The organism is Lentzea sp., from assembly GCF_035525475.1.
GTDB lineage: Bacteria > Actinomycetota > Actinomycetes > Mycobacteriales > Pseudonocardiaceae > Lentzea.
In genome coordinates this window covers 1-20,846 of sequence record NZ_DATLEC010000033.1, presented here as the reverse complement: position 1 = coordinate 20,846, position 20,846 = coordinate 1, and the positions used below count along the sequence as shown (strand labels likewise).

Annotated in this window: 14 protein-coding genes; 8 read left to right on the top strand and 6 right to left on the bottom strand. The window is 69.6% G+C overall.

The genetic code is table 11. The features are described 5' to 3' along the window. Window positions 1-21 precede the first annotated feature (21 nt). Window positions 22-1,182 carry an MFS transporter gene (locus VM306_RS04470; RefSeq protein ID WP_325511143.1) on the top strand — a complete coding sequence of 387 codons (1,161 nt, stop codon included), beginning with the start codon at window positions 22-24 and terminating at the stop codon, window positions 1,180-1,182. Here the strand turns inward: VM306_RS04470 and VM306_RS04465 are convergent. Both VM306_RS04465 and VM306_RS04460 read right to left on the bottom strand, forming a co-directional pair. Continuing rightward, window positions 1,112-2,695, bottom strand: a complete 1,584-nt coding sequence (locus VM306_RS04465) for an ABC transporter permease (protein WP_325511141.1) — start codon at window positions 2,693-2,695, stop codon at window positions 1,112-1,114. The genes VM306_RS04470 and VM306_RS04465 overlap by 71 nt on opposite strands. Further along, window positions 2,692-3,579 carry an ABC transporter ATP-binding protein gene (locus VM306_RS04460; protein ID WP_325511139.1) on the bottom strand — a complete coding sequence of 296 codons (888 nt, stop codon included), beginning with the start codon at window positions 3,577-3,579 and terminating at the stop codon, window positions 2,692-2,694. Before VM306_RS04460 ends, VM306_RS04465 begins: the two co-directional genes overlap by 4 nt. Window positions 3,580-3,662: 83 nt before the next feature. Between VM306_RS04460 and VM306_RS04455 the strand changes: the two genes are divergently transcribed. After that, entirely contained in the window at window positions 3,663-4,160 is a 498-nt protein-coding gene (locus VM306_RS04455) for a GbsR/MarR family transcriptional regulator (protein ID WP_325511137.1), read from the top strand. A 55-nt stretch (window positions 4,161-4,215) separates the two neighbouring features. Here the strand turns inward: VM306_RS04455 and VM306_RS04450 are convergent, their stop codons facing one another. From VM306_RS04450 to VM306_RS04440, 3 genes are read right to left on the bottom strand one after another with little or no spacing between them, the layout of a single operon-like run. Further along, the gene (locus VM306_RS04450; RefSeq protein ID WP_325511134.1) at window positions 4,216-4,521 is read right to left on the bottom strand and encodes a S1 family peptidase; all 306 of its coding nucleotides are present in this window, start codon (window positions 4,519-4,521) and stop codon (window positions 4,216-4,218) included. Further along, entirely contained in the window at window positions 4,508-4,642 is a 135-nt protein-coding gene (locus VM306_RS04445) for an alpha-lytic protease prodomain-containing protein (protein WP_325511133.1), read from the bottom strand. Before VM306_RS04445 ends, VM306_RS04450 begins: the two co-directional genes overlap by 14 nt. Further along, window positions 4,639-4,899: a hypothetical protein gene (locus VM306_RS04440; RefSeq protein WP_325511131.1), complete on the bottom strand. Its 261-nt coding sequence runs from the start codon at window positions 4,897-4,899 to the stop codon at window positions 4,639-4,641. Before VM306_RS04440 ends, VM306_RS04445 begins: the two co-directional genes overlap by 4 nt. A 439-nt stretch (window positions 4,900-5,338) precedes the next feature. On the opposite strand from VM306_RS04440, the gene VM306_RS04435 reads away from it, so the two are divergent. Continuing rightward, window positions 5,339-7,117, top strand: coding sequence for a S8 family peptidase (locus tag VM306_RS04435; RefSeq protein ID WP_325511129.1), 1,779 nt, complete (start codon window positions 5,339-5,341; stop codon window positions 7,115-7,117). Window positions 7,118-7,556: 439 nt separating this feature from the next. Here the strand turns inward: VM306_RS04435 and mshC are convergent, their stop codons facing one another. After that, window positions 7,557-8,795, bottom strand: coding sequence for a cysteine--1-D-myo-inosityl 2-amino-2-deoxy-alpha-D-glucopyranoside ligase (mshC, locus tag VM306_RS04430; RefSeq protein WP_325511127.1), 1,239 nt, complete (start codon window positions 8,793-8,795; stop codon window positions 7,557-7,559). Between the two features lie 134 nt (window positions 8,796-8,929). Between mshC and VM306_RS04425 the strand changes: the two genes are divergently transcribed. The 5 genes from VM306_RS04425 to VM306_RS04405 all read left to right on the top strand — a co-directional run. Next, window positions 8,930-13,192, top strand: coding sequence for a glycoside hydrolase family 2 TIM barrel-domain containing protein (locus VM306_RS04425; RefSeq protein ID WP_325511125.1), 4,263 nt, complete (start codon window positions 8,930-8,932; stop codon window positions 13,190-13,192). Between the two features lie 49 nt (window positions 13,193-13,241). Then, on the top strand, window positions 13,242-14,039 hold the full coding sequence (locus tag VM306_RS04420) for a slipin family protein (protein WP_325511123.1): 798 nt from the start codon (window positions 13,242-13,244) through the stop codon (window positions 14,037-14,039). 59 nt (window positions 14,040-14,098) lie between these two features. Further along, window positions 14,099-17,995 carry an AAA family ATPase gene (locus VM306_RS04415; protein ID WP_325511121.1) on the top strand — a complete coding sequence of 1,299 codons (3,897 nt, stop codon included), beginning with the start codon at window positions 14,099-14,101 and terminating at the stop codon, window positions 17,993-17,995. Continuing rightward, a complete protein-coding gene (locus VM306_RS04410) occupies window positions 17,995-19,320 on the top strand; it encodes an esterase/lipase family protein (protein WP_325511119.1) in 1,326 nt (441 codons plus the stop codon). Before VM306_RS04415 ends, VM306_RS04410 begins: the two co-directional genes overlap by 1 nt. Window positions 19,321-19,358: 38 nt before the next feature. Continuing rightward, the coding region (locus VM306_RS04405; protein WP_325511117.1) for a cbb3-type cytochrome c oxidase subunit I at window positions 19,359-20,846 on the top strand (1,488 nt) is incomplete at its 3' end.

The following is a 20,846-nucleotide window of genomic DNA, read 5'->3' as shown; positions in this document are numbered from 1 at the left end:
GGGTGAGCGGCGGAGGTGTCCGTGGGCCGCTTGGCACGCGCCGGGTTGTACGCCGGCGCCTTGATCGGGCCGTTCGGCGGCGCTGTGACGACGTCGATCCTGCCCGAGATCGGGGACAGCTTCGGCCGGTCGCCGGGCGAGACGGCGTCGACGCTGACGTACTACCTCGTGCCGTTCGCCGTGCTGATGCTGGTGTCCGGCACGCTCGCGCAGCGCTGGGGTCCACAACGGACGGTCCGGGTCGCTTACGTCGCCTACGCCGTGACGTCCCTGCTGGCCGCGTCCGCGTGGTCGTTCGAGGTGCTGCTGGCGTCACGGGCGTTGCAGGGCGCGACGAACTCGTTCACCACGCCGGTGCTGCTCGCGGTGATCGCCGCCTCGACGCCGAAGGAGAAGCTCGGGCGCGCGCTCGGGTTGTTCGGGTCGATGCAGGCGGCCGGGCAGACGTCCGCCCCACTCGTCGGCGGGCTCACCGCCGAGGTCGACTGGCGGCTGGCGTTCGTGGTGATCGCGGCGGTGGCCGTCGGGCTGGCGGTGCTGGGCGTGCCGCGGACCGACGCCGAACCCGAGCGCGACGCGAGCCTGCGCAGCGCCTTCGTGCCGAGCACCATCAGGCCCGCCGTCATCGCGTTCGTCGGCTGGGGCTGCCTGGGCGGTCTGTCGTTCCTCGTGGCGTTCCGGCTCGACGACGTGTTCGGGCTCGGCGCCGGCGAACGCGGGCTGCTGCTCACCGGCTTCGGCGTCGTCGGGTTCCTGACCGCGCGGTACGTCGGCAAGGCGATCGACCGGTTCGGCGCCATGACCACGGTCGTCGTCGGCTCGACGCTCGGCGGCGGGCTCATCGTGGCGGTGGGCACGTCGCCGTTCGCGGCGGTGGTGGTCATCGCGTGGGCGCTGACCGGTGCGGCCGCCCAGGGAGTGCTGGTGAGCATCAACGCGCTGGTGTTGCAGAGCGAGAACGCCAACAGGGGCGGCAGCGTCAGCGTCGTGCAGTCGCTGCGCTTCATGGGCGCCGCCTCGGCCCCGTTGGCGTTCGTCCCGCTCTACCAGTCGCACCCGCTGCTGGGGTTCGGAGTCCCGGCAGCCCTGCTGGTCGTCGTGCCCGCCGTCGTCACGTGGTCAGGTCGCGGCGCCGGAACCCGGCGAACCCCGCGACGAGGAGCACCACCGCCACCGCGGTGAGCCACGCCAGCGGGCCGAAGGTGATGTCCGGGTACTTCGGCACGTGGCTGAACGGCGACACGTCGATCACCCACTGGTCGAGCTGCAGCGCCGGGCCGAGCAGCGTGAGCACCAGCGACGCCGACACCACCGCCCAGCTCACACCCGTGAGCTGCGGGAACAGCCCGAACAGCACCAGCGCCACGCCCGCGATCACCCATGCGGCCGGGAGCTGCACCAGTGCCGCGCCGAGCATCTTCGGCAGCACGGTGCCCAGGTCACCGACCTGCAGGCCGTGCACGAGGCCCAGCCCGAGACCGGCGAAGGCCAGCACGACCGCGCCGCCGACCAGCGCGAACGCCGCGTGCGACGCCATCCAGCCCCAGCGCGAGACCGGGGTGGCGAGCAGCGGCTCCGCGCGGAACGAGGTCTCCTCGGACCGCAGCCGCAGCACCGCCTGGACGAGGTAGATCGACGAGATCAGGCCCAGCAGCTGGGTGACGGTCGCGAAGAACGCGTCCACCATCGCGTCCGCGCCGCCGATCTGCTGCACGAGCTGGCCGAGTGTCGGGTTGTCCTGCACCATCTGCCCGACCGCCTGCGCCACGCTGCCGTAGATCGTGCCGACCACGAACAACGCGAGCGACCAGCCGATCAGCGACCCCTTCTGCAACCGCCAGGCCAGCCCGAACGGGGTGCTGATCCCGCCCTGCGGCGGGCCGAGCCGGGCTGCCAGCAGACCGAGCCCCACGTCACGACGGGTCACGATGTACGCGGAGGCGCCCACCAGCAGGGCGAACGCCGCCAGCGGGAGCAGCAGCACCCAGAACCTGTCGTCGCCGAACGACCGCACGTGCTCGGTCCAGCCGATCGGCGAGAGCCAGGTCAGCCACTGCGGACCCGACTCCCCCGCCGCGTCGCCCGCCGCGCGGAACAGGTAGGTGACGCCGAGGAACCCGCCCGCGATCGAATTGCACACACGGGAGTTCTCCGACAGTTGCGCCGTGAACGCGCTGACACCGGTGAACACGAGACCGGCCGAGGCCGTGGACAGTCCGAACGCGAACGAACCGGACGCGTCCAGTCCTTTGCCGATGAGCGCCAACGCCTGCAGCACACCGATCAGCAGGCTCGTGCCCCCCGCGACGACCACCGCGGCGGCGAGCGGCGCGTGCCGGCCGACGACCGCGGCGCTGATGAGCTCGGTACGACCGGCTTCCTCTTCCGCGCGGGTGTGCCGGGTGACGACCAGCATCGCCATGATCGCGATGAACAGGCCGGAGAAGACGCCCCAGCGCCACACCACCAGGCCGCCGAGCGACGACCAGTCGTGCAGCGGGCCGAGCATCGCGAGGAACGCGGAGTTCGCGTTCGCGGTGACGCCGAGCAGGTCCCGTGACTGCTGCGTGCTGTACAGCTCTTCCAGCGCGGTCGTCGTGGAGTAGGTGACGCCGACCAGGAACAGGACCCAGACGGGCAGCAGGACCCGGTCGCGGCGCAGCGCCAGCCGGACCAGTTGCCAGGTGCCGATCACTTCGCGTCCTCGTAGTGGCGCAGGAACAGCTCTTCCAGGGTCGGCGGCTGCGAGGTCAGCGTGCGCACGCCCGTGGACACGAGCTGCTTCAGCACGAGGTCGAGCTTGTCCGAGTCGACCTCGAACCTGACGCGGTTGCCCTCGGCCACGAGGTCGTGCACGCCGGCCATCGAGGTGAGGCCGTCGGGCGGGCCGGCGAGCTCGGCGGAGATCGACGTGCGGGTCAGGTGCCGCATGTCGGCGAGCGTGCCGGTCTCGACGATGTGGCCGTTGCGGATGATGCTCACCCGGTCGCAGAGCGCTTCGGCCTCGGCGAGGATGTGGCTGGACAGCAGCACGGTGCGGCCGCGCTCGCGCTCGTCGTTGATGCAGTCCTGGAAGACGGCCTCCATCAGCGGGTCGAGGCCGGAGGTCGGCTCGTCGAGGATCAGCAGCTCGACGTCGCTCGACAGCGCGGCGACCAGCGCGACCTTCTGCCGGTTGCCCTTGGAGTAGGTGCGGCCCTTCTTGCGCGGGTCCAGCTCGAAGCGCTCGAGGAGCTCGTCGCGGCGGGCCTTGTTCACGCCTCCGCGGAGCCGTCCGAGCAGGTCGATGACCTCGCCACCGGTCAGGTTGGGCCAGAGGCTGACGTCGCCGGGGACGTAGGCGAGGCGGCGGTGGAGGACCGCGGTGTCCTTCCAGGGATCGCCGCCGAGCAGCCGCGCGGTGCCGGAGTCGGCACGCAGCAGGCCGAGGAGGACCCGGATGGTCGTCGACTTGCCGGCGCCGTTCGGGCCGAGGAAGCCGTGCACCTCACCGGTTCGGACGTCCAGGTTCAGGTCGTCCAGCGCACGCGTCGAGCCGAAGGTCTTCACCAGGCCCGACACGGATATCGCAGATGTCATGGCCGGTAAGCTACACTCGTTTCACAAGTTCGTGAAGCGCGTAAATTTTGCCCGATCGACTGACGAAAGGGGATGATGCCGCCGTGACGAGAGCTACGGAGCGTGACACGCAGGCGGTGAGCCAGTTCGTCGAGAGGTTCGGCGGGATTCTGGCGGACACCGGCGTGCCCCGCATGCCGGCTCGCATCCTCGCGGCGCTGCTGACGACGGACTCGGGACGGCTCACCGCAGCCGAGATCGCCGACCTGCTGCAGATCAGCCCGGCGGCGGTGTCGGGCGCGGTGCGCTACCTGACCACGGTCCAGATCGTCAGCCGCGAGCGCGAGCCGGGATCCCGCCGCGACGTGTTCCGGATGCGCGACAACGTCTGGTACGAGACGACGTTCCGCAAGGACCAGATGCTGGTGCTGATCGACGAGGTGCTCAGCCAGGGCGTCGACTCGCTCGGCGCGGACACCGAGGCCGGGATGCGGCTCGACGAGACGCGCGAGTTCTTCCGGTTCATGCACGACGAGCTCGGCTCGCTGCTCGACCGGTGGCGCGGCCACCGCGAGAAGTGGATCGGGGAACGGTCTTCCTGACCGCACGCCGGAAGGGGAGTTCCGGGTGGACGGCTCCCCCTCCTTCCCGGCTGCGTCAGCCCGTGGTGAGCGTCAGGCCGCTGACCGAGCCCTCCTGGTAGTTCACCGTCTGGCTCTTGGCCTGGACCTCGCCGCAGTGCCGGCCCGTGGTCGAACCGGAACGGCAGATCGACGCGCCGACCGCGGCCTCGGCGTGACCCGTCACGACAACGTCGGTGCCGCCGTAGTGGTTCACCTTCGCCGTCGGGGTCCACGACGAGTTCGCGCGGACGAACGAGTAGTCGTTGCCGGGGAAGGACGACTTCTCGAACCGGCCCAGCGCCGACCGGTCGGCACCCGCGACCGCGTCACCGGGCGACACGGAGTGACCGGCCGCGCTTGACGGTGATCGTGACCGCGTTCGCCCTCGTGTCGACGAACCAGCCCGTGACCTCGGAAGGAGCCTGCGACGCGTCCAGCCTCGCCTTGGCCGCGTCGGTCACGCCCACGACGAGCTTGCCGGTGGGCGCGTCGAACCACGCCCCGCCTTAGCTCTCGCCGGCGAAGCCCTCCGCCACTCGCCGCAGGGCCGTGGCCGCGCTCTCCTGACGCAGCCGTTGCGCCGCTGCCGGGCGTCCAGTCCGAGGTCGCGCCGCATCGCGGCGAGCAGGTCGGCGGACGGGTGCGGTGCGGCGACGGCGACAGGGGAGACCGTCGTCGCGAGTGCACCCGTCAGCACGGCCACGGCCGCGACAGCCATGCGCTTCGTAGGCAGTTCTCCTTGGTCTTCGGTTGTGCGCAGGGCCGGTGTAACGCCGGACCGGGCGACCGCGACGAGGAGATCAGCTGTGCTGCGACACAGCTCGCACGACACCGGATGACATGGCGTCCCCAGGCGGTCGAACTGCCCGATCAGTTCGTTCCTCCGTTCGGGCGACGCTATGTCGTGCTGCCTACCGGTCGGTAGGGCCGATCGAGGGGTGGACCTCTCGGCGTTCGGGTTGGTATAGGCGAACGAAATGCGTCCTCTCAGTCTCTTCCGGTGACGGAGAGCGACCGTTTGTGTTGCCACGAAACAAAAAATCTGTCAACAGTTCGCACTCGACGGCGTATCCCTCTGACCTGCGGTTTAGGTCTAGCGTCCAGGTCACCCTGTTCCCTGCACGAGGGAGAACCCTGCAATGCGAAGAGTCTTGGGTATGGGACTCACCGCCGCGGCCGCCGTCTGTCTGGCCGCCGCCGTGGTGCCCGCCGCGTCAGCTCAAGAAAACGTGGGGACGATTCTCGGCGCCGACCGCGCCGACGTCGTGAAGGACAGCTACATCGTCTCGCTGAAGGCCGACACGGCGTCGAGGGCCGCCGCACCGGGCTTGGCGAGCAAGTACGGCGGCCAGGTCGGTCAGGTCTGGCAGCACGCGCTCAACGGTTTCTCGGTGAAGATGACGGCCCAGCAGGCCGCCCGCCTCGCCGCGGATCCGAAGGTCGCGTTCGTCCAGCAGGACGCCGAGGTCCACATGCTCGACGTGCAGCAGAACCCGCCGTCATGGGGTCTGGACCGCGTCGACCAGCGCGACCTGCCGTTGAGCAACAGCTACCAGTACGACACCACGGCGTCGAACGTGACGGCGTACATCATCGACACCGGTGTGCGCACCACCCACTCCACGTTCGGCGGCCGCGCCACGTGGGGCACCAACACCTCCGGCGACGGCAACAACACCGACTGCAACGGCCACGGCACGCACGTCGCGGGCACGATCGCGGGCTCGGAGTACGGCCTCGCGAAGGCCGCCAAGGTCGTCGCCGTCAAGGTCCTGAACTGCTCCGGCTCCGGCACCACCGCCGGCGTCGTCGGCGGCATCGACTGGGTGACGGCGAACGCGGTGAAGCCCGCTGTCGCCAACATGTCGCTCGGCGGTGGCGCGGACGCCACCCTCGACGCGGCCGTGCGTCGTTCCATCGCTTCCGGCGTGACCTACGCGATCGCGTCCGGCAACTCGAACACCGACGCCTGCAGCACCTCGCCCGCACGCGTCACCGAGGCGATCACCGTCAACGCGTCGACCAACACCGACGCGCGCGCCTCGTTCTCGAACTACGGCTCCTGCACGGACATCTACGCGCCGGGCCAGAACATCGTGTCGTCGTGGAACACCAACGACACCGCGACGAACAACATCTCCGGCACCTCGATGGCCACCCCGCACGTCGCGGGCGCGGTAGCCCTGTGGCTCGCCACGCACCCGACCGACTCCCCCGCCGCGGTCTGGGCGGGCCTGGACGCGGCCTCGACCCCCAACAAGATCACCAACGTCGGCGCCAACACGCCGAACAAGCTGCTCTACACGCTGTGGGGCGGCGGCCAGCCCGGCACCCCGTCGGTGACGAACCCCGGCACGCAGACCTCCACGGTCGGCTCGCCGGTGTCGCTGCAGCTCTCGGCCTCCGGCGGCACCGCGCCGTACACGTGGTCCGTCTCCGGTCTCCCGGCCGGTCTGTCGGCGTCCGCCTCCGGCGCGATCTCCGGCACCCCGACCGCGGCGGGCACCTCCACGGTGACCGCGACGGTGACCGACGCGGCCGGCAAGACCGCCACCGCGACCTTCTCGTGGGTCGTGAACGCGGTCGGCGGCAGCTGTGACGCCAGGACCAACTCCACCCCGGTCGCGATCCCGGACCAGTCCACCGTGACGAGCACCATCGCCGTCTCCGGCTGCGCGGGCACCGCGTCGGCCACCGCGTCGATCAAGGTCTCGATCACCCACACCTACAAGGGCGACCTCGTGGTCGACCTGGTCGCACCCGACGGTTCGGTCTACAACCTGCACAACCGTTCCGGCGGCTCGGCCGACAACATCAACGAGACCTACACCCGCGACCTCTCGGGTGAGGCGGCCAACGGCACCTGGACGCTGCGCGTGCGCGACGCGGCGTTCCTGGACACCGGCACGGTGAACAGCTGGACGCTCGACGTCTGATCGTCTCAGCGCTGACCGAACCGCCCCCGGTGCTTCCGCCTCGGGGGCGGTTCCGCTGATGGCCGATGAGAACAGGGCCTGTGACGACGGCCAGCGACTGCTCGACAAACCCGCCGCAGATCGAGACGGCAGCATCAACGGGAGAGCCGAAGCGGCCCTTACGTGTTCAGCCAGACCTGAACGGCAACAGCTTCTGCGTTCAGGCCTCACGGAACACTCGCGCCGGTGCTCGAACCACTCCCGCAGCTCGCCCGCGTCGATGCCGTAGGCACACCATCGAACATCGTCGTTGATCGGCCGGCCACTTAGGACACCGCGCCGAGGCCGACGAGTGGATCGCCATGCTGGGTCAGCTGGTGCCGGCCATCGACCCGGAGGCGTTCACCGGGCCGACCGGTCAGCCGGTGGCCGTCGAGGAGACGGCCACCGGGTCAGACAGTTAGAGCTCCACGCCCAGAAGCGCGTCCACAGCCGTACGAACCTGCGACGGCCCGTGCCGAACCGACCCGCCGTGCGTCAACGCCTCGTCGGCCCACGCGTCGATGGCGGCCAACGCGCGCGGAGTGTCGAGGTCGTTGCCGAGGTGGTCGCGCAGCCGTGTGACGGTGTCCACAGCGGACGGTCCGGTGTCCAGCGCGGCGGCCTTGCGCCACCTGTCCAGCCGGACCAGCGCCTCGTCCAGCAGGGACTGGGTCCACGGGCGGTCGCCGCGGTAGTGGCCCGCCAGGAGCGCTAGGCGGATGGCGTTCGAGTCCACCTTCTCGGAGCGCAGCTTCGAGACGAAGACCAGGTTGCCGCGCGACTTCGACATCTTCTCGCCGTCGAGGCCGATCATGCCCGCGTGCACGTAGTGGCGGGCGAACGGGTGCTCGCCGGTCTGGGCCTCGGCGTGCGCCGCCGAGTACTCGTGGTGCGGGTAGATCAGGTCGGAGCCGCCGCCCTGGACGTCGAAGCTCATGCCGAGGCGGTTGTGGGCGATGGCGCTGCACTCGATGTGCCAGCCGGGGCGGCCCTCGCCCAGCTCGGAGGCCCACGACGGCTCACCGGGGCGCTTCACGCGCCACAGCAGCGCGTCGAGCGGATGGCGCTTGCCGGGGCGGTCCGGGTCGCCACCGCGTTCGGCGAACAGCCGCAGCATCTCCTCGGCGGAGTAGTTCGACTCGTAGCCGAACCGGCCCGTGGCGTTGTGCTCGAAGTAGATGTCCGGGTACTCGGCGTCGTCCACCCGGTAGGCGTGACCGTCGGCCAGCAGCTTCGCGACCACCTCGACGACCTCCGGGATGGCCTCGACGATGCCGACGTAGTCCTGGGGCGGCAGGACGCGCAGGGCCTCCATGTCCTCGCGGAACAGAGCGGTCTCGCGCATGGCGAGCACGACCCAGTCGTCCTTGTCCCTCACGGCCCGCTCGAGGAGCGGGTCGTCGACGTCGGTGACGTTCTGCACGTAGTGCACGTTGTGCCCGTTGTCGAGCCACACGCGGTGCACGAGGTCGAACGCCAGATAGGTGGCGGCGTGGCCGAGGTGCGTCGCGTCGTACGGTGTGATGCCGCAGACGTACAACCTGGCGGTGTCTCCTGGGGCCGTCGGGCGAACCTCGCCCGTCGCGGTGTCGAACAGCCGTAGCGGGCGGGGGTCTCCCGCAACCCGCGGCACAGGAATCGATGACCAGGTCTGCATGCGTCCGACACTAACGCGTGCCGCCGGATGGAGTGCGTTTTCGGGCTGTTGGGACGACCACGTCGGACACCTCCGGACAGAAAGACCGGACATTCGTTGACGCCGTTCTCGGCGCGCCCCTAGCTTCCGAAAGCATGCTTCGTGTCGTCGTGGCCACGGTGGTAGCGCTCTCACTCTCACCCTCTACAGCACAGGCCGAACCCCTGGACGTGGTGGCGTACCTGGAGAATCCCAGGATGACCGGCGAGAACCAGGAGCCGCCGCACCCGGATCTGAAGCCCGAACGGCGGCTGAGCCTCAACGGCGACTGGCGGATCCGGATGTTCGACAAGCCGGAGGACGTCAGGGACACGCCGGACGGCTGGCGCACGGTCAGGGTCCCCCACACGTGGCAGACCGACTTCCTCGACCACCCGATGTTCCGCAACATCCCCACCGAGATGTACCCGGACGCCCCGCCGGCGATCCCGCGCGACGTCAACCCCACGGGCGTCTACGAGAAGACGTTCGACCTGCCGCGGGACTGGGACCGCACGCTGGTCAGGTTCGAGGGCGTGACCAGCGGATACTTCGTCTGGGTGAACGGCGCGTACGTCGGCTACGACCAGGGCGGCTACACGCCCGCCGAGTTCGACATCACGAGCAGGCTGGGGCCCGGCCGCAACACGATCAGGCTCCAGGTCCACCGCTGGTCGGCGGGCTCCCACCTGGAGGACTACGACCAGTGGCGGTTCTCCGGCATCTTCCGCGAGGTCTGGCTCTACTCGACGCCGAAGACCTACCTCCAGGACGTGACGATCAAGACCGGCCTGGACGCCGAGTACCGCGACGCCACGATCAGCACCGACGTGAAGATCGGCGGGCCCCAGGACGGCCACACCGTCCGCACCAGGCTCTTCGACCCGCGCGGCCGGGAGGTCCCGATCGAGGACGGCGAGGTCGCCGACCCGCTCAAGTGGACCGACGAGACCCCGAACGTCTACGAGCTCCGCGTCGAGCTGCTGAAGAACGGCCGTGTCGTCCAGACCGGCAGGCAGCCCGTCGGGTTCCGCGAGATCGAGATCGTCGACCGCCAGCTCAAGATCAACGGCAAGCGCGTCGTGTTCCGCGGCACGAACCGGGCCGAGACATCCGTTCACGGCAGCCGCTACGTCACCCGCGCCGACCAGGAAAAAGACGTCGAGCTGATGAAGCGCTTCAACATCAACGCCGTGCGCACCTCGCACTACCCGAGCGACCCGTACTTCTACGAGCTCGCGGACCGCAACGGCCTGATGATCGCCGACGAGGTGGACATCGAGACCCACCACCACGACGGCTGCCCGACCAACTGCCTGGCCGAACGCCCGGAGTGGCAGGACGCGTTCCAGGACCGGTTCGTCGCCATGATGCAGCGCGACAAGAACCACCCGAGCGTGATCATGTGGGACACCGGCAACGAGGCGGGCCTGGGCAAGGCGCACTACACGATGGCCGAGTACGCGCGAGCGCACGACACCCGTCCGCTCTACCACCAGCCGAACGTGCCGGACGGCGACGCGCCCTACGCCGACGTCGCCGGACCGCGCTACCCGTCGCCCGCGAGCCTCGAGGCCAAGGCGAGGACGACCACCAAGCCGATCATCATGGGCGAGTACGCGCACGCCATGGGCAACAGCCTCGGTAACTTCCAGGAGTTCTGGGACGTCGTGCGGGCCCACCCCCAGGTGCAGGGCGGCTTCATCTGGGACTGGGCCGAGCAGAACATCGCCCTCCCGCTGTACACCACACCCGATGACGCCAACGGCATCCTCTCCTACCTCTCCGGCAAACCGTCCCAGGTGGACGGACCGCACGGCAAGGCGTTGCGGCTCAGCGGACTCGACGACTTCGTGGAGGTCTACCGCGACCGCAGGCTCGACGAGGTCACCAACGGCCTCACGCTCGACGCGTGGGTCAGGCCCGACACGTGGACCGGTGACTTCACGGTCATCTCGAAGGGCGACCACCAGTACGCGCTGAAGATGTCCGACCCCACGACGCTGGAGTTCTTCATCCACAGCGGCACCTGGCGCTCCGTCCGTGCGACGGTCCCCGCGGACTTCCAGGGCAACTGGCACCGCGTCACCGGCACGTTCGACGGCACGAGGCTCCGGTTGCTGATCGACGGCCGCGAGGTCGCCACCACCGACTTCACCGGCACGGTCGACTGGTCGCACTGGCCCGTCAACGTCGGCCGCAACTCCGAGACGATGCAGGAGAACGTCGGGACCCGCATGGCGCACGGCTCGGTCGACCAGGTCCGGATCTACCACCGCGCCCTGACCGAGGCGGAGCTGGCCCAGGACCCGAAGTCCACCGCCGTCCTGGCGCTCGACTTCGAGAGGCTGGAGGACAAGGGCCGTCACCAGTTCTACGGCGCGGGCACCGGCGGGGTCGACGGCCTCGTGTGGGCGGACCGCAGGCCGCAGCCGGAGACCACCGAGCTGATGGCGGTGCACTCCCCCATCCGCTTCTCCTTCGCCGGCAACAGGCTGACGATCGTCAGCGAACGCCAGTTCACCGGCACCGACGACCTCGAACTGCGCTGGCAGGTCCAGGACAACGGCCGCACGGTCGCCCAGCACCGCGGCCCGCTCCAGCCGGGCACGATCGCGTTGCCCGACTTCAGCGCCCCGACCGAGCGCTGGCTGACCGTCCGCGCGACCGACCGGAAGGGCGACGACGTCGGCATCGCCCAGTTCCCGCTGGACGGCACGCAGGTCACCGGCCTGCACACGTCCGGCTTCCCCGGCAGGCTGACGACCACCGAGACCGACGCCGAGGTCGTGGTGGCCGGCAAGGACTTCCGGTACGTCGTCAGCAAGTCCTCCGGCACGCTGACGTCGATGCGGGTGCGCGGCACCGAACTGGTCAAAGCGGGTCCGGAGCTCGACGCGTGGCGCGCGCCGTTGTCGAACGAGTTCATGAGCGAGGACGGCTCCTGGTACCGCGACGGCCTCGACCGGCTCAAGACGACGCCGTCGAGCGTCACGGTCGAGCAGTCGGGCGCGGACACGGTCATCACGGCCAAGTCCACGGCCCAGGCGGTGCGGGACGCGTCCTTCGGCCAGACCTTCACCTACCGGATCACCGGTGACGGCGAGATCCACGTCGGCCACCGGGTCGCGGCCAGGGACCGCATGCGCGACCTGAGCTACCTGCCCGGCATCGGCTTCACGCTCAAGGTGCCCGACGACTACCAGAGGTTCACCTGGTACGGCCGCGGGCCCGGCGAGAACTACGACGACCGCAAGGCCGGCAACCCGGTCGGCGTCTACCAGTCCACTGTGGACAAGGAGTTCCACGACTACTACAAGCCGCAGGACCACGGCAACCACGCGGACACGCGCTGGGCGACACTGTCCAACGGCCGCGCGGGCCTGCTCGTCGCGGGCGACCTCGACGTGCGGGTCTCGCGGTACGACGACCTCGACCGCGCCGCGTACCCGTTCGCGCTCAAGAAGAACGACGGCTGGACCACCCTGCACGCGGCGCATCGCGTGACGGGGGTCAGCGAGACGTTCCACGAGCCGCTGCCGCAATATCAGGTCGAGGCGGGCAACGAGTACGCCTACTCCGTGCTGCTGCGCCCGCTCACGCCCGTGGAGGCCGCCACGGGCAGGCTCGGCAACCGGGTGGACTGCGCGCCCGCCGCCGAGCTGAGGGCCGCCGACACCGCGCTGGAGCCCGGCGAGCAGGTCGAGGCCGAGCTCGTGGTCACCACACCCTGTCCCGGCACGACGACCGCCAGGCTGACCGCGCCGGACGGCTGGTCGGTGTCCCCCGCGACCGCCGACCTCTCCAGCGGCTCCGCGAAGGTGACGATCCAGCGCCACGACGGCCCGACCGGCACCCGTCCGGTGTTCGTCGAGGTCACCTCGGGCAAGGGCAGCACGACGCTGAGCAAGGACTTCACCGCGACCCCCCGTGCGCCGCAGGGCGAGACACAGGTGTCCGCGCTGGAGTTCCTCACCGAGCGCAACGGGTGGGGCCCGGTCGAACGCGACCGCAGCAACGGCGAGGAGCCGGCCGGCGACGGCGTCCCGATGAGCATCCGCGGCACCGGCTTCGGCAAGGGCGTCGGCGCGCACGCCGACTCGGAGTTCCAGGTCTACACGGGCGGCAGGTGCGCCACGCTGACCGCCACGATCGGCATCGACGACGAGACGGGCGGCAGCGGCAGCGTCCGGTTCGAGGTGCTGACGGACGGGCGGTCCGCGTACCAAAGCCCTGTGCTGACAGGGCAAAGCGCGGCCGTTCCGATCACGGTCGACACGTCTGGAGCAACGGTGGTGGAGTTCCGCGTGACGGACGGAGGTGATGGGAACGCCCATGACCACGCGGACTGGGCAAACCCCGTTCTGAAGTGTGGATGAGGCGTACCGTTGGAGATCAAGGGCATTCGCCGATGAAAGGCGGGGTCTCATGGTCTTCTTCGAAATCCTCGGCGCGCTCGTCGCGCTCGGGGGCATCAGCGCCGCGATGAGCGCGCGAGTGATCAAACAGTTCGAGCAGGGACTCGTGTTCCGGTTCGGCAAGCTCCAGCAGGGCGTGCGCGGGCCGGGACTGACGATGCTGATCCCGGGGGTCGACCAGCTCCGCAAGGTCAACCTGCAGATCGTCACCCTGCCCGTGCCCGCGCAGGACGGCATCACGCGCGACAACGTCACGGTGCGCGTCGACGCCGTCGTGTACTTCAAGGTCCAGGACCCGGCGAAGGCCGTCATCAGCGTCGAGGACTACCGGTTCGCGATGTCGCAGGTGGCGCAGACGTCGTTGCGGTCGATCATCGGCAAGAGCGAGCTCGACGACCTGCTGTCCAACCGCGAGCGCCTCAACCAGGGCCTGGAGCTGATGATCGACACGCCCGCGCTGAGCTGGGGCATCGACATCGACCGGGTCGAGATCAAGGACGTGGCGCTGCCGGAGAGCATGAAGCGCTCGATGTCGCGGCAGGCAGAGGCCGAACGCGAACGCCGTGCGCGCGTCATCACCGCGGACGGCGAGCTGCAGGCGTCGAAGAAGCTCTCCGAGGCCGCCGGGACGATGGAGGCCACGCCCGGCGCGCTGCAGTTGCGGCTCCTGCAGACCATCGTGGAGGTGGCGGCGGAGAAGAACTCGACGCTGGTGCTCCCGTTCCCGGTGGAGCTGCTGAGGTTCCTGGAGAAGAACACGAACGTCGAGCTGCCGAAGAAGGACGACTCGACGGATTCGTCCATGTGAGTTAACCGCGGTAACGCCCCCTTGCGCCGGACGACGTGTGGGCAGGGGGTTGGTGAGGCATGCAGGAGAGGATCAGGGGCAGGTTCGTCGGCATCGGCGTCGGCTCGTACGAGCTGGTGCAGCCGCTGCAGCACGCCGTGAGCGACGTGCGGGAGCTGCGCGCGCTGCTCCAGGGCTACGAGGGCGAGCCGCTGGCCGACCCGGCCGAGGCCGAGATCCGCGAGCACATGAAGGCGTTGCGCCGCACCCCGCAGGACGGCGGCGCGCTGGTGGCGTTGTGGAGCGGGCACGCCATCCCCGTCGCGGGCAACCTCAGGCTCCTGGCGAGGGACAACGACGGCACGGCCGACGGCATCATGCTGCACGAGTTCGCGCTGTGGTGTGCCGCGTCGGGTGCCCACCAGGTGCTCATCATCATCGACGCCTGCTACTCCGGCGCCCAGCTCGACGAGGCCGTGCGGACGATCGCCGCCGTCCAGGAGGAGCTGCTGGCCGGTCAGGTGCACTGGGCGGGCGTGCTGGTGTCGTGTTCGAGCATCGAAACGGCTCGCGACGGGTTGTTCGGCGGGCATTTGCGCAAGCTGCTGCGTGCCGGGCCCACGGCCGTTGAGGACGCACGGCGGTGGAGCGACCGCACGGCGTTGGTCGACGGTGGTGCGGTCGGCACGGCGTTGCTGAACGCATGGGACAGCGACGTTCAACGGCCGCGCTTCATGCAGTACGGCTCCGCACAGCCGATGCTGCCCAATCCGTTGTATGCCGCGAACACGGTCGTGAAGCACCTGCTGCTCGCGGCGCGCGGTGGTGACTCGGCGGACAACCGGTCGTGGTTCACCGGCCGCACCGCCCAGGTCGACAAGGTCGTCAGCTGGGTGCGGTCCGGTGCTGCGGGGCTGCGGGTGGTCACGGGGTCGCCCGGCACCGGCAAGTCGGCGGTCGTCGGCCGGGTCGTGAGCCTGTCGAACTCCGCGGAACGCGACCTGCTGCTGACCGCCGGGCCGTCGTTCCGGCACGCCGACCCCGGTCCTGGCTCGGTGGACGCCGCCGTGCACGCCCGCGCGATGGACGCCGACCGCGTGGCCGACCTGCTCAGCCGCCAGCTCGTCGGAGCGGGCCTGATCGCCCCTCCGGAGGGACCGCGCCGCGGCGCGGCCGAACTGGTCGGCGTGGTCAGCGCGCTCCCCTCGCCGCCGGTGCTGGTCGTCGACGGCCTGGACGAGGCGCGCGGGGAGTCGTTCTCGATCGCCACCTCGCTGCTGACCAAGCTCGCGAACCACGCCGTCGTGATCGTCTCGACCCGCCAGGCCCACCGGGTCGCGGGTGGCGCGCCGCTGCTGACCGAGCTGTCGCCGGTCGAGGTGCTGGACCTCGACGACGCCGACGACGAGGCGGACGTCCGCGACTACGTGCTGGCGCGGCTGGGGTCGAAGGTGCCGCGGGCAACCGTGGACGAGCTGGCGCGGCTGCCGTTCCTGACCGCGTGGATGATCACCGACCAGGTGCTGGCCGACGGCGGTGCGGACCTCAAGTTCTCGCTGGAAGCGGCATTCGACCGTGAGCTCGCGAAGGTGCCGTCGGCCCGTGCGCTGCTGACGGCACTGACGTGGAGCTACGGCGCGGGATTCCCGGAGGAGGAGTGGCGGGCCGTCGCCGAAGCGTTGTCGGGCGAGAAGTTCAGCCGTGAGGACATCACGGCCGTGCTCACCGAACTGGGCCGTCACATCGTCCAGGACGGTGAAGAGGGCACGGCGGTCTTCAAGCTCACCCACCAGACGTTCGCGGACCACCTTCGCCCGCAGTTCGCCCCGAGCCGTGACGAGGTCTTCGCGCCGGGCGCCGAGAAGGTGGCGTGTGCGCTGATCGAGCTGTACCGGCAGCGGATGGAAGCGGGCGTGCCGCCGAACGCGCCGGGCTACCTGTGGAAGTACGCGTGGCGGCACTGCGGGCACGCCGGCACGCGGGCGCTGGACGGGCTGCGGGCCCTGGCCGGGATGAACCGGATGTTGTTGCCGGACATCGCTCTCGCGGCGACGACGGCGGCGAACGAGCTGATGCACTGGGGTCGCGGCGACGAGGCCATCGCGCCACTCGAAGAGGCCGCCGAGCACTTCCGCGCATTGGTGCCGGCCTTGCGGATGTACCTGGCGGACCTGGCTTTCGTGCTCAACAAGCTCGGACGGCGGTTCCGCGAGGCCGGGCGGCTGCAGCAGGCCGTGGCGCCCGCCGAGGAAGCCGTGGTGCGCTACCGAGAGCTGGTCGCGTCGACTCCGACGACAGCGGAAAGCCTTACGCACAAACGGCTCGCGCAACGCATCGCGAAGACGACCACCCACGGCGGTGACAACCCCACGTACGCGGCGCACCTCAGTGGCGCGTTGGTGGACCTGAGCGAGACCTACGCGATGCTGGGACGTCGCCACGAGGCGCTGTCCACGGCGAGGGACGCGGTGGCCTCCACCGACGCCGATGCACCGCTCGCCCGCGCCATGACCGCCCTCGCCACCCGCTGCAGCGAAACCGGCCGCCGCTACGAGGCCATGCAACGCTCCAAACAGGCTGTCGAGCTCTACTACTCGCTGGCGCAGACGAACCCGGTGTTCCTCGCGGACCTCGTCACGGCACTGGTCGAGCTGAGCCGCGACCACCTCGCCCTGGGCAGGCTGGCCGAGGCCGACCGCACGACGCGGCAGGCCGCGGAGATCAGCGGCACCCTCGGGCGCCACGCCGCGTTCCGCCCCCAGCTCGCCGACGCGGCGCTGAGCCTGAGCGTCGCCTACAGCATGGTCGACCGCACCGACGCCGCCCTGACCACCGCGCGGCAGGCCGCCGACCTCGCCGACGGCCTGCGGATCCACGCCCAGGCGCTGCACAACCTCATGCGTCGCCAGCGCGACGCCGACAAGGCCCGTGAGGCGCTCGCGACCGGTCTGCGGACCGTCGAGGTGTGCCTGCTGCCGGAGAACACCGACCGGCTGTCGACGCTGGCGGCCGCGTTGTTCACGCTCGACACGCTCTGCGCGGGGCTGGGGCAACCCGAGATCGTCGACGAGACCTGGGACCGGGTCACCGCGCGGTTCACCGGCCCACGCCTTGCCACGCTGCTGGTGCTGCGCGCGGCCGCGACCAGGGCCGGTGACCCGGCGGCCGCGAAGTGGCTGTGCCAGGCGCTGACCCACGTCGGCCAGTCCAGACAGGCCGTCCACGACGTGCACGACATCGCGCGCCGCCACTACGACTCGGGTCCGTGGCCGTGGGACTCCGTCCCGGACTGGCTGACGGTGGACCGTGTGTTGTTGAAGACCGCACGCTCGTGGGTGTTCGCGCGCACGTACGCCGAGGAACGCGAGATCCTCATCCAGCACCCCGAGCTGTTGTCGACGGACGCCGACGTCGCCGTCAGCGAGGCGTTGTACGGCACGAGCCTCATCGAGGCGCAGGTCATCCAGTCGCGGCGAACGACCGCGCAGCAGCAGGGTGTGGTGCTCGCGTACCGGCCGTGGTTGCTCGCCAGCCTCGCGGACGAGTTCATCGACGCCACGCCCGCCCGTCGCCGCGAACTGCTCGCCACGCGCCGTGAAGAGCTGCTGGACAAGGAAGTCCTCAAGAACGTGCGGGACAACCGACCTGTGCAGGCGTTGCTGCTGCTCGCGGACGAAGACGCCGACGTGGTCACCCTGGTGCTGGAAGCCCAGGATGACTCCGAACGGGTCGTCGAGGTCCTGCGAACGCTGGCGGGTTCTGCGCCACCGCAAGTCCTGACGCAAGCCGTGACGGCGTTGGAGCCGCACGCGCTGGCGGCGCTGTACAAGGCAGTGGCGCGCGCTCGGGCCGGCGACACGCGGTGGGCGTTGCCGGCACCAAGCCAGCGCCTCACGTGGATCCGCGAGCTGACCTACCTGGTGCCCGCGGACCTCGAGCTGCTCACCCTCATCCGCAAGCTCGCCGAGGAGTCCTGATGAGCGATCTCGTCGTCGTCCTGCCCGGCATCCTGGGCAGCACGTTGCGCGACAAGGACGGCATGGTGTGGGAGGTGTCGGGCAGGGCCGCGGTGCGCGCGGTGCTGTCGCTGGGCCGCAGCCTCCACCGGCTCACGCTCCCGGCAGGCATCGGCGACGAGCACCCCGGCGACGGCATCGAGCCCGTGGCGCTCATGGCGGACCTGCACGTCATCCCCGGCATCTGGACGCCTCTCAAGGGCTACGACCGGGTGACGCGCAGGCTGAGCTCGCTCGGCTACAGCGTCGAGAAGGGAACCCTGCTGCTGTTCGCCTACGACTGGCGGCTGTCGAACCGCTACAACGGCGCGTTGCTCGCCCGGCGCGTGGACGAGGCGCTGGACCGCATCGGCCCGGACGCCAAGGTCAGCTTCGTGTGCCACTCGATGGGCGGGCTCGTCGCGCGGTGGTGCATCGAGCAGTGCGGGATGGCCGAGCGCACCGACAAGCTGATCACGATGGGCACGCCGTACCGGGGCGCCGCGACGGCGTTGGACCAGCTGGTCAACGGCGTGAGGAAGGGCCTCGGGCCGTTGGCGGTCGATCTGACCGAGTTCGCGCGGTCGATGCCGTCGCTGCACCAGCTGCTGCCCGAGTACGCGTGCATCGAGTCGCCCGGTGGCCTGCTCAAGACCACCGAGGTCTCCTTGCCCGAGCTCGACACGAAGATGGTCGCGGACGCGATGGCGTTCCATGGCGCGTTGACCGACACGTTCGCCGACAAGACGTACGCGATCCTCGGCGGTAAGCAGCCCACGGCCACGACCGCGCGTATCGCCGACGGCAAGGCGACCTGCTACCGGACGTACGAGGGCGACGACCTGTACGGGGACGCGACCGTGCCGATGGTGGGTGCCGCACGGCGTGGGCTCGCGTTGTCGTCGAACACGCTGCACCGGGTCACCGAGCAGCACACGTCTTTGCAGGACAACGCGGCGGTGCTCGACGCGGTGGAGTCGTTCCTGACCGCGAAACCGATCGTCCCGCGCGCCGTCACGGCGACGGAACCGCAGGTCAGCGTGCCCGACCTGGTGATGGCCGGCGAGACACTGAAGGTCACCGTCGAGCTGCGCGACACCACTCCGCGGGCGGTGAAGGTGGCGTTGCTCGACGAGAACGGCAAACAGGTCGAATCGCGCGCGCCCGCGATTTCCGAGAGCATGACGATCGAATTCGGCGATTTGGCCCCCGGTGCTTACTACGTGCAGGTCAGCGGCATCTCGGTGGGTGCTCCGGTGGTCCCGGTGACCTCCGCGGTGCTCGCCATGGATTGCCCCGTGGCCTGACCCGGAGGACCATTCAGGTCTGGCACGGAGGAGGCGCGATGACCACGATCAAGCCCACGCCCGTGGTGCCCCATCCCGGGGCGGCACGGACACGACCCAAGGGCTCGTACTTCCTCTCGCTGTTCAAGACGACGGATCCCAAGCAGATCGGGATCATGTACCTGACCACGTCGTTCGTGTTCTTCATGATCGGCGGCGTGATGGCGCTGCTGATGCGCGGCGAGCTGGCGCGGCCGGGTCTGCAGTTCCTGTCGAACGAGCAGTACAACCAGCTGTTCACCATGCACGGCACGATCATGCTGCTGCTCTACGCGACGCCGATCCTGTTCGGGTTCGCGAACTTCATCCTGCCGCTGCAGATCGGCTCACCGGACGTCGCGTTCCCCCGCCTGAACGCCTTCTCGTACTGGCTGTACCTGTTCGGCGCCATCATCACCGTCGGCGGCTTCGTGACACCGGGCGGCGCGGCGGACTTCGGCTGGTTCGCCTACACACCGCTGTCGTCGGCCGTGCACTCACCGGGCGTCGGCGCGGACATGTGGATCATGGGCCTGGCGATCTCCGGCCTGGGCACGATCCTCGGCGCGGTCAACATGACGACCACCGTGATCTGCCTGCGGGCGCCGGGCATGACGATGTTCCGGATGCCGATCTTCACCTGGAACATCCTGGTGACGTCCGTGCTGATCCTGCTGGCGTTCCCGATCCTCACGGCCGCCCTGATGGGCCTGGCGGCGGACCGGCACCTCGGGGCTCACGTGTTCGACCCGGCCAACGGCGGCGTGATCCTGTGGCAGCACCTGTTCTGGTTCTTCGGTCATCCCGAGGTCTACATCGTCGCGTTGCCGTTCTTCGGGATCGTGACCGAGATCTTCCCGGTGTTCAGCCGCAAACCGCTGTTCGGCTACAAGGGCCTGGTGTTCGCGACGTTCGCGATCGGCATGCTGTCGGTCGCGGTATGGGCGCACCACATGTTCGCGACCGGAGCGGTGCTGCTGCCGTTCTTCTCGCTGATGACGTTCCTGATCGCGGTACCGACGGGGATCAAGTTCTTCAACTGGGCGGGCACGATGTGGCGGGGCCAGCTGACGTTCGAGTCGCCGATGCTGTTCTCGATCGGCTTCCTGGTGACGTTCCTGCTCGGCGGCCTGACCGGCATCATCCTGGCCTCACCGCCGCTGGACTTCCACGTCCACGACACGTACTTCGTGGTCGCGCACTTCCACTACGTCCTGTTCGGCACGATCGTGTTCGCCACCTATGCCGGCATCTACTTCTGGTTCCCGAAGATGACCGGGCGGATGCTCAGCGAACCGCTGGGCAAACTGCACTTCTGGACCACGTTCCTCGGCTTCCACGGCACGTTCCTGGTGCAGCACTGGCTCGGCAACCAGGGCTTCCCGCGCCGCTACGCCGACTACCTGCCCACCGACGGCTTCACGACGCTCAACACGATCTCGACGATCAGCGCGTTCGTGCTCGGCGCGTCCGTGCTGCCGTTCCTCTACAACGTCGTGCGCAGCTAC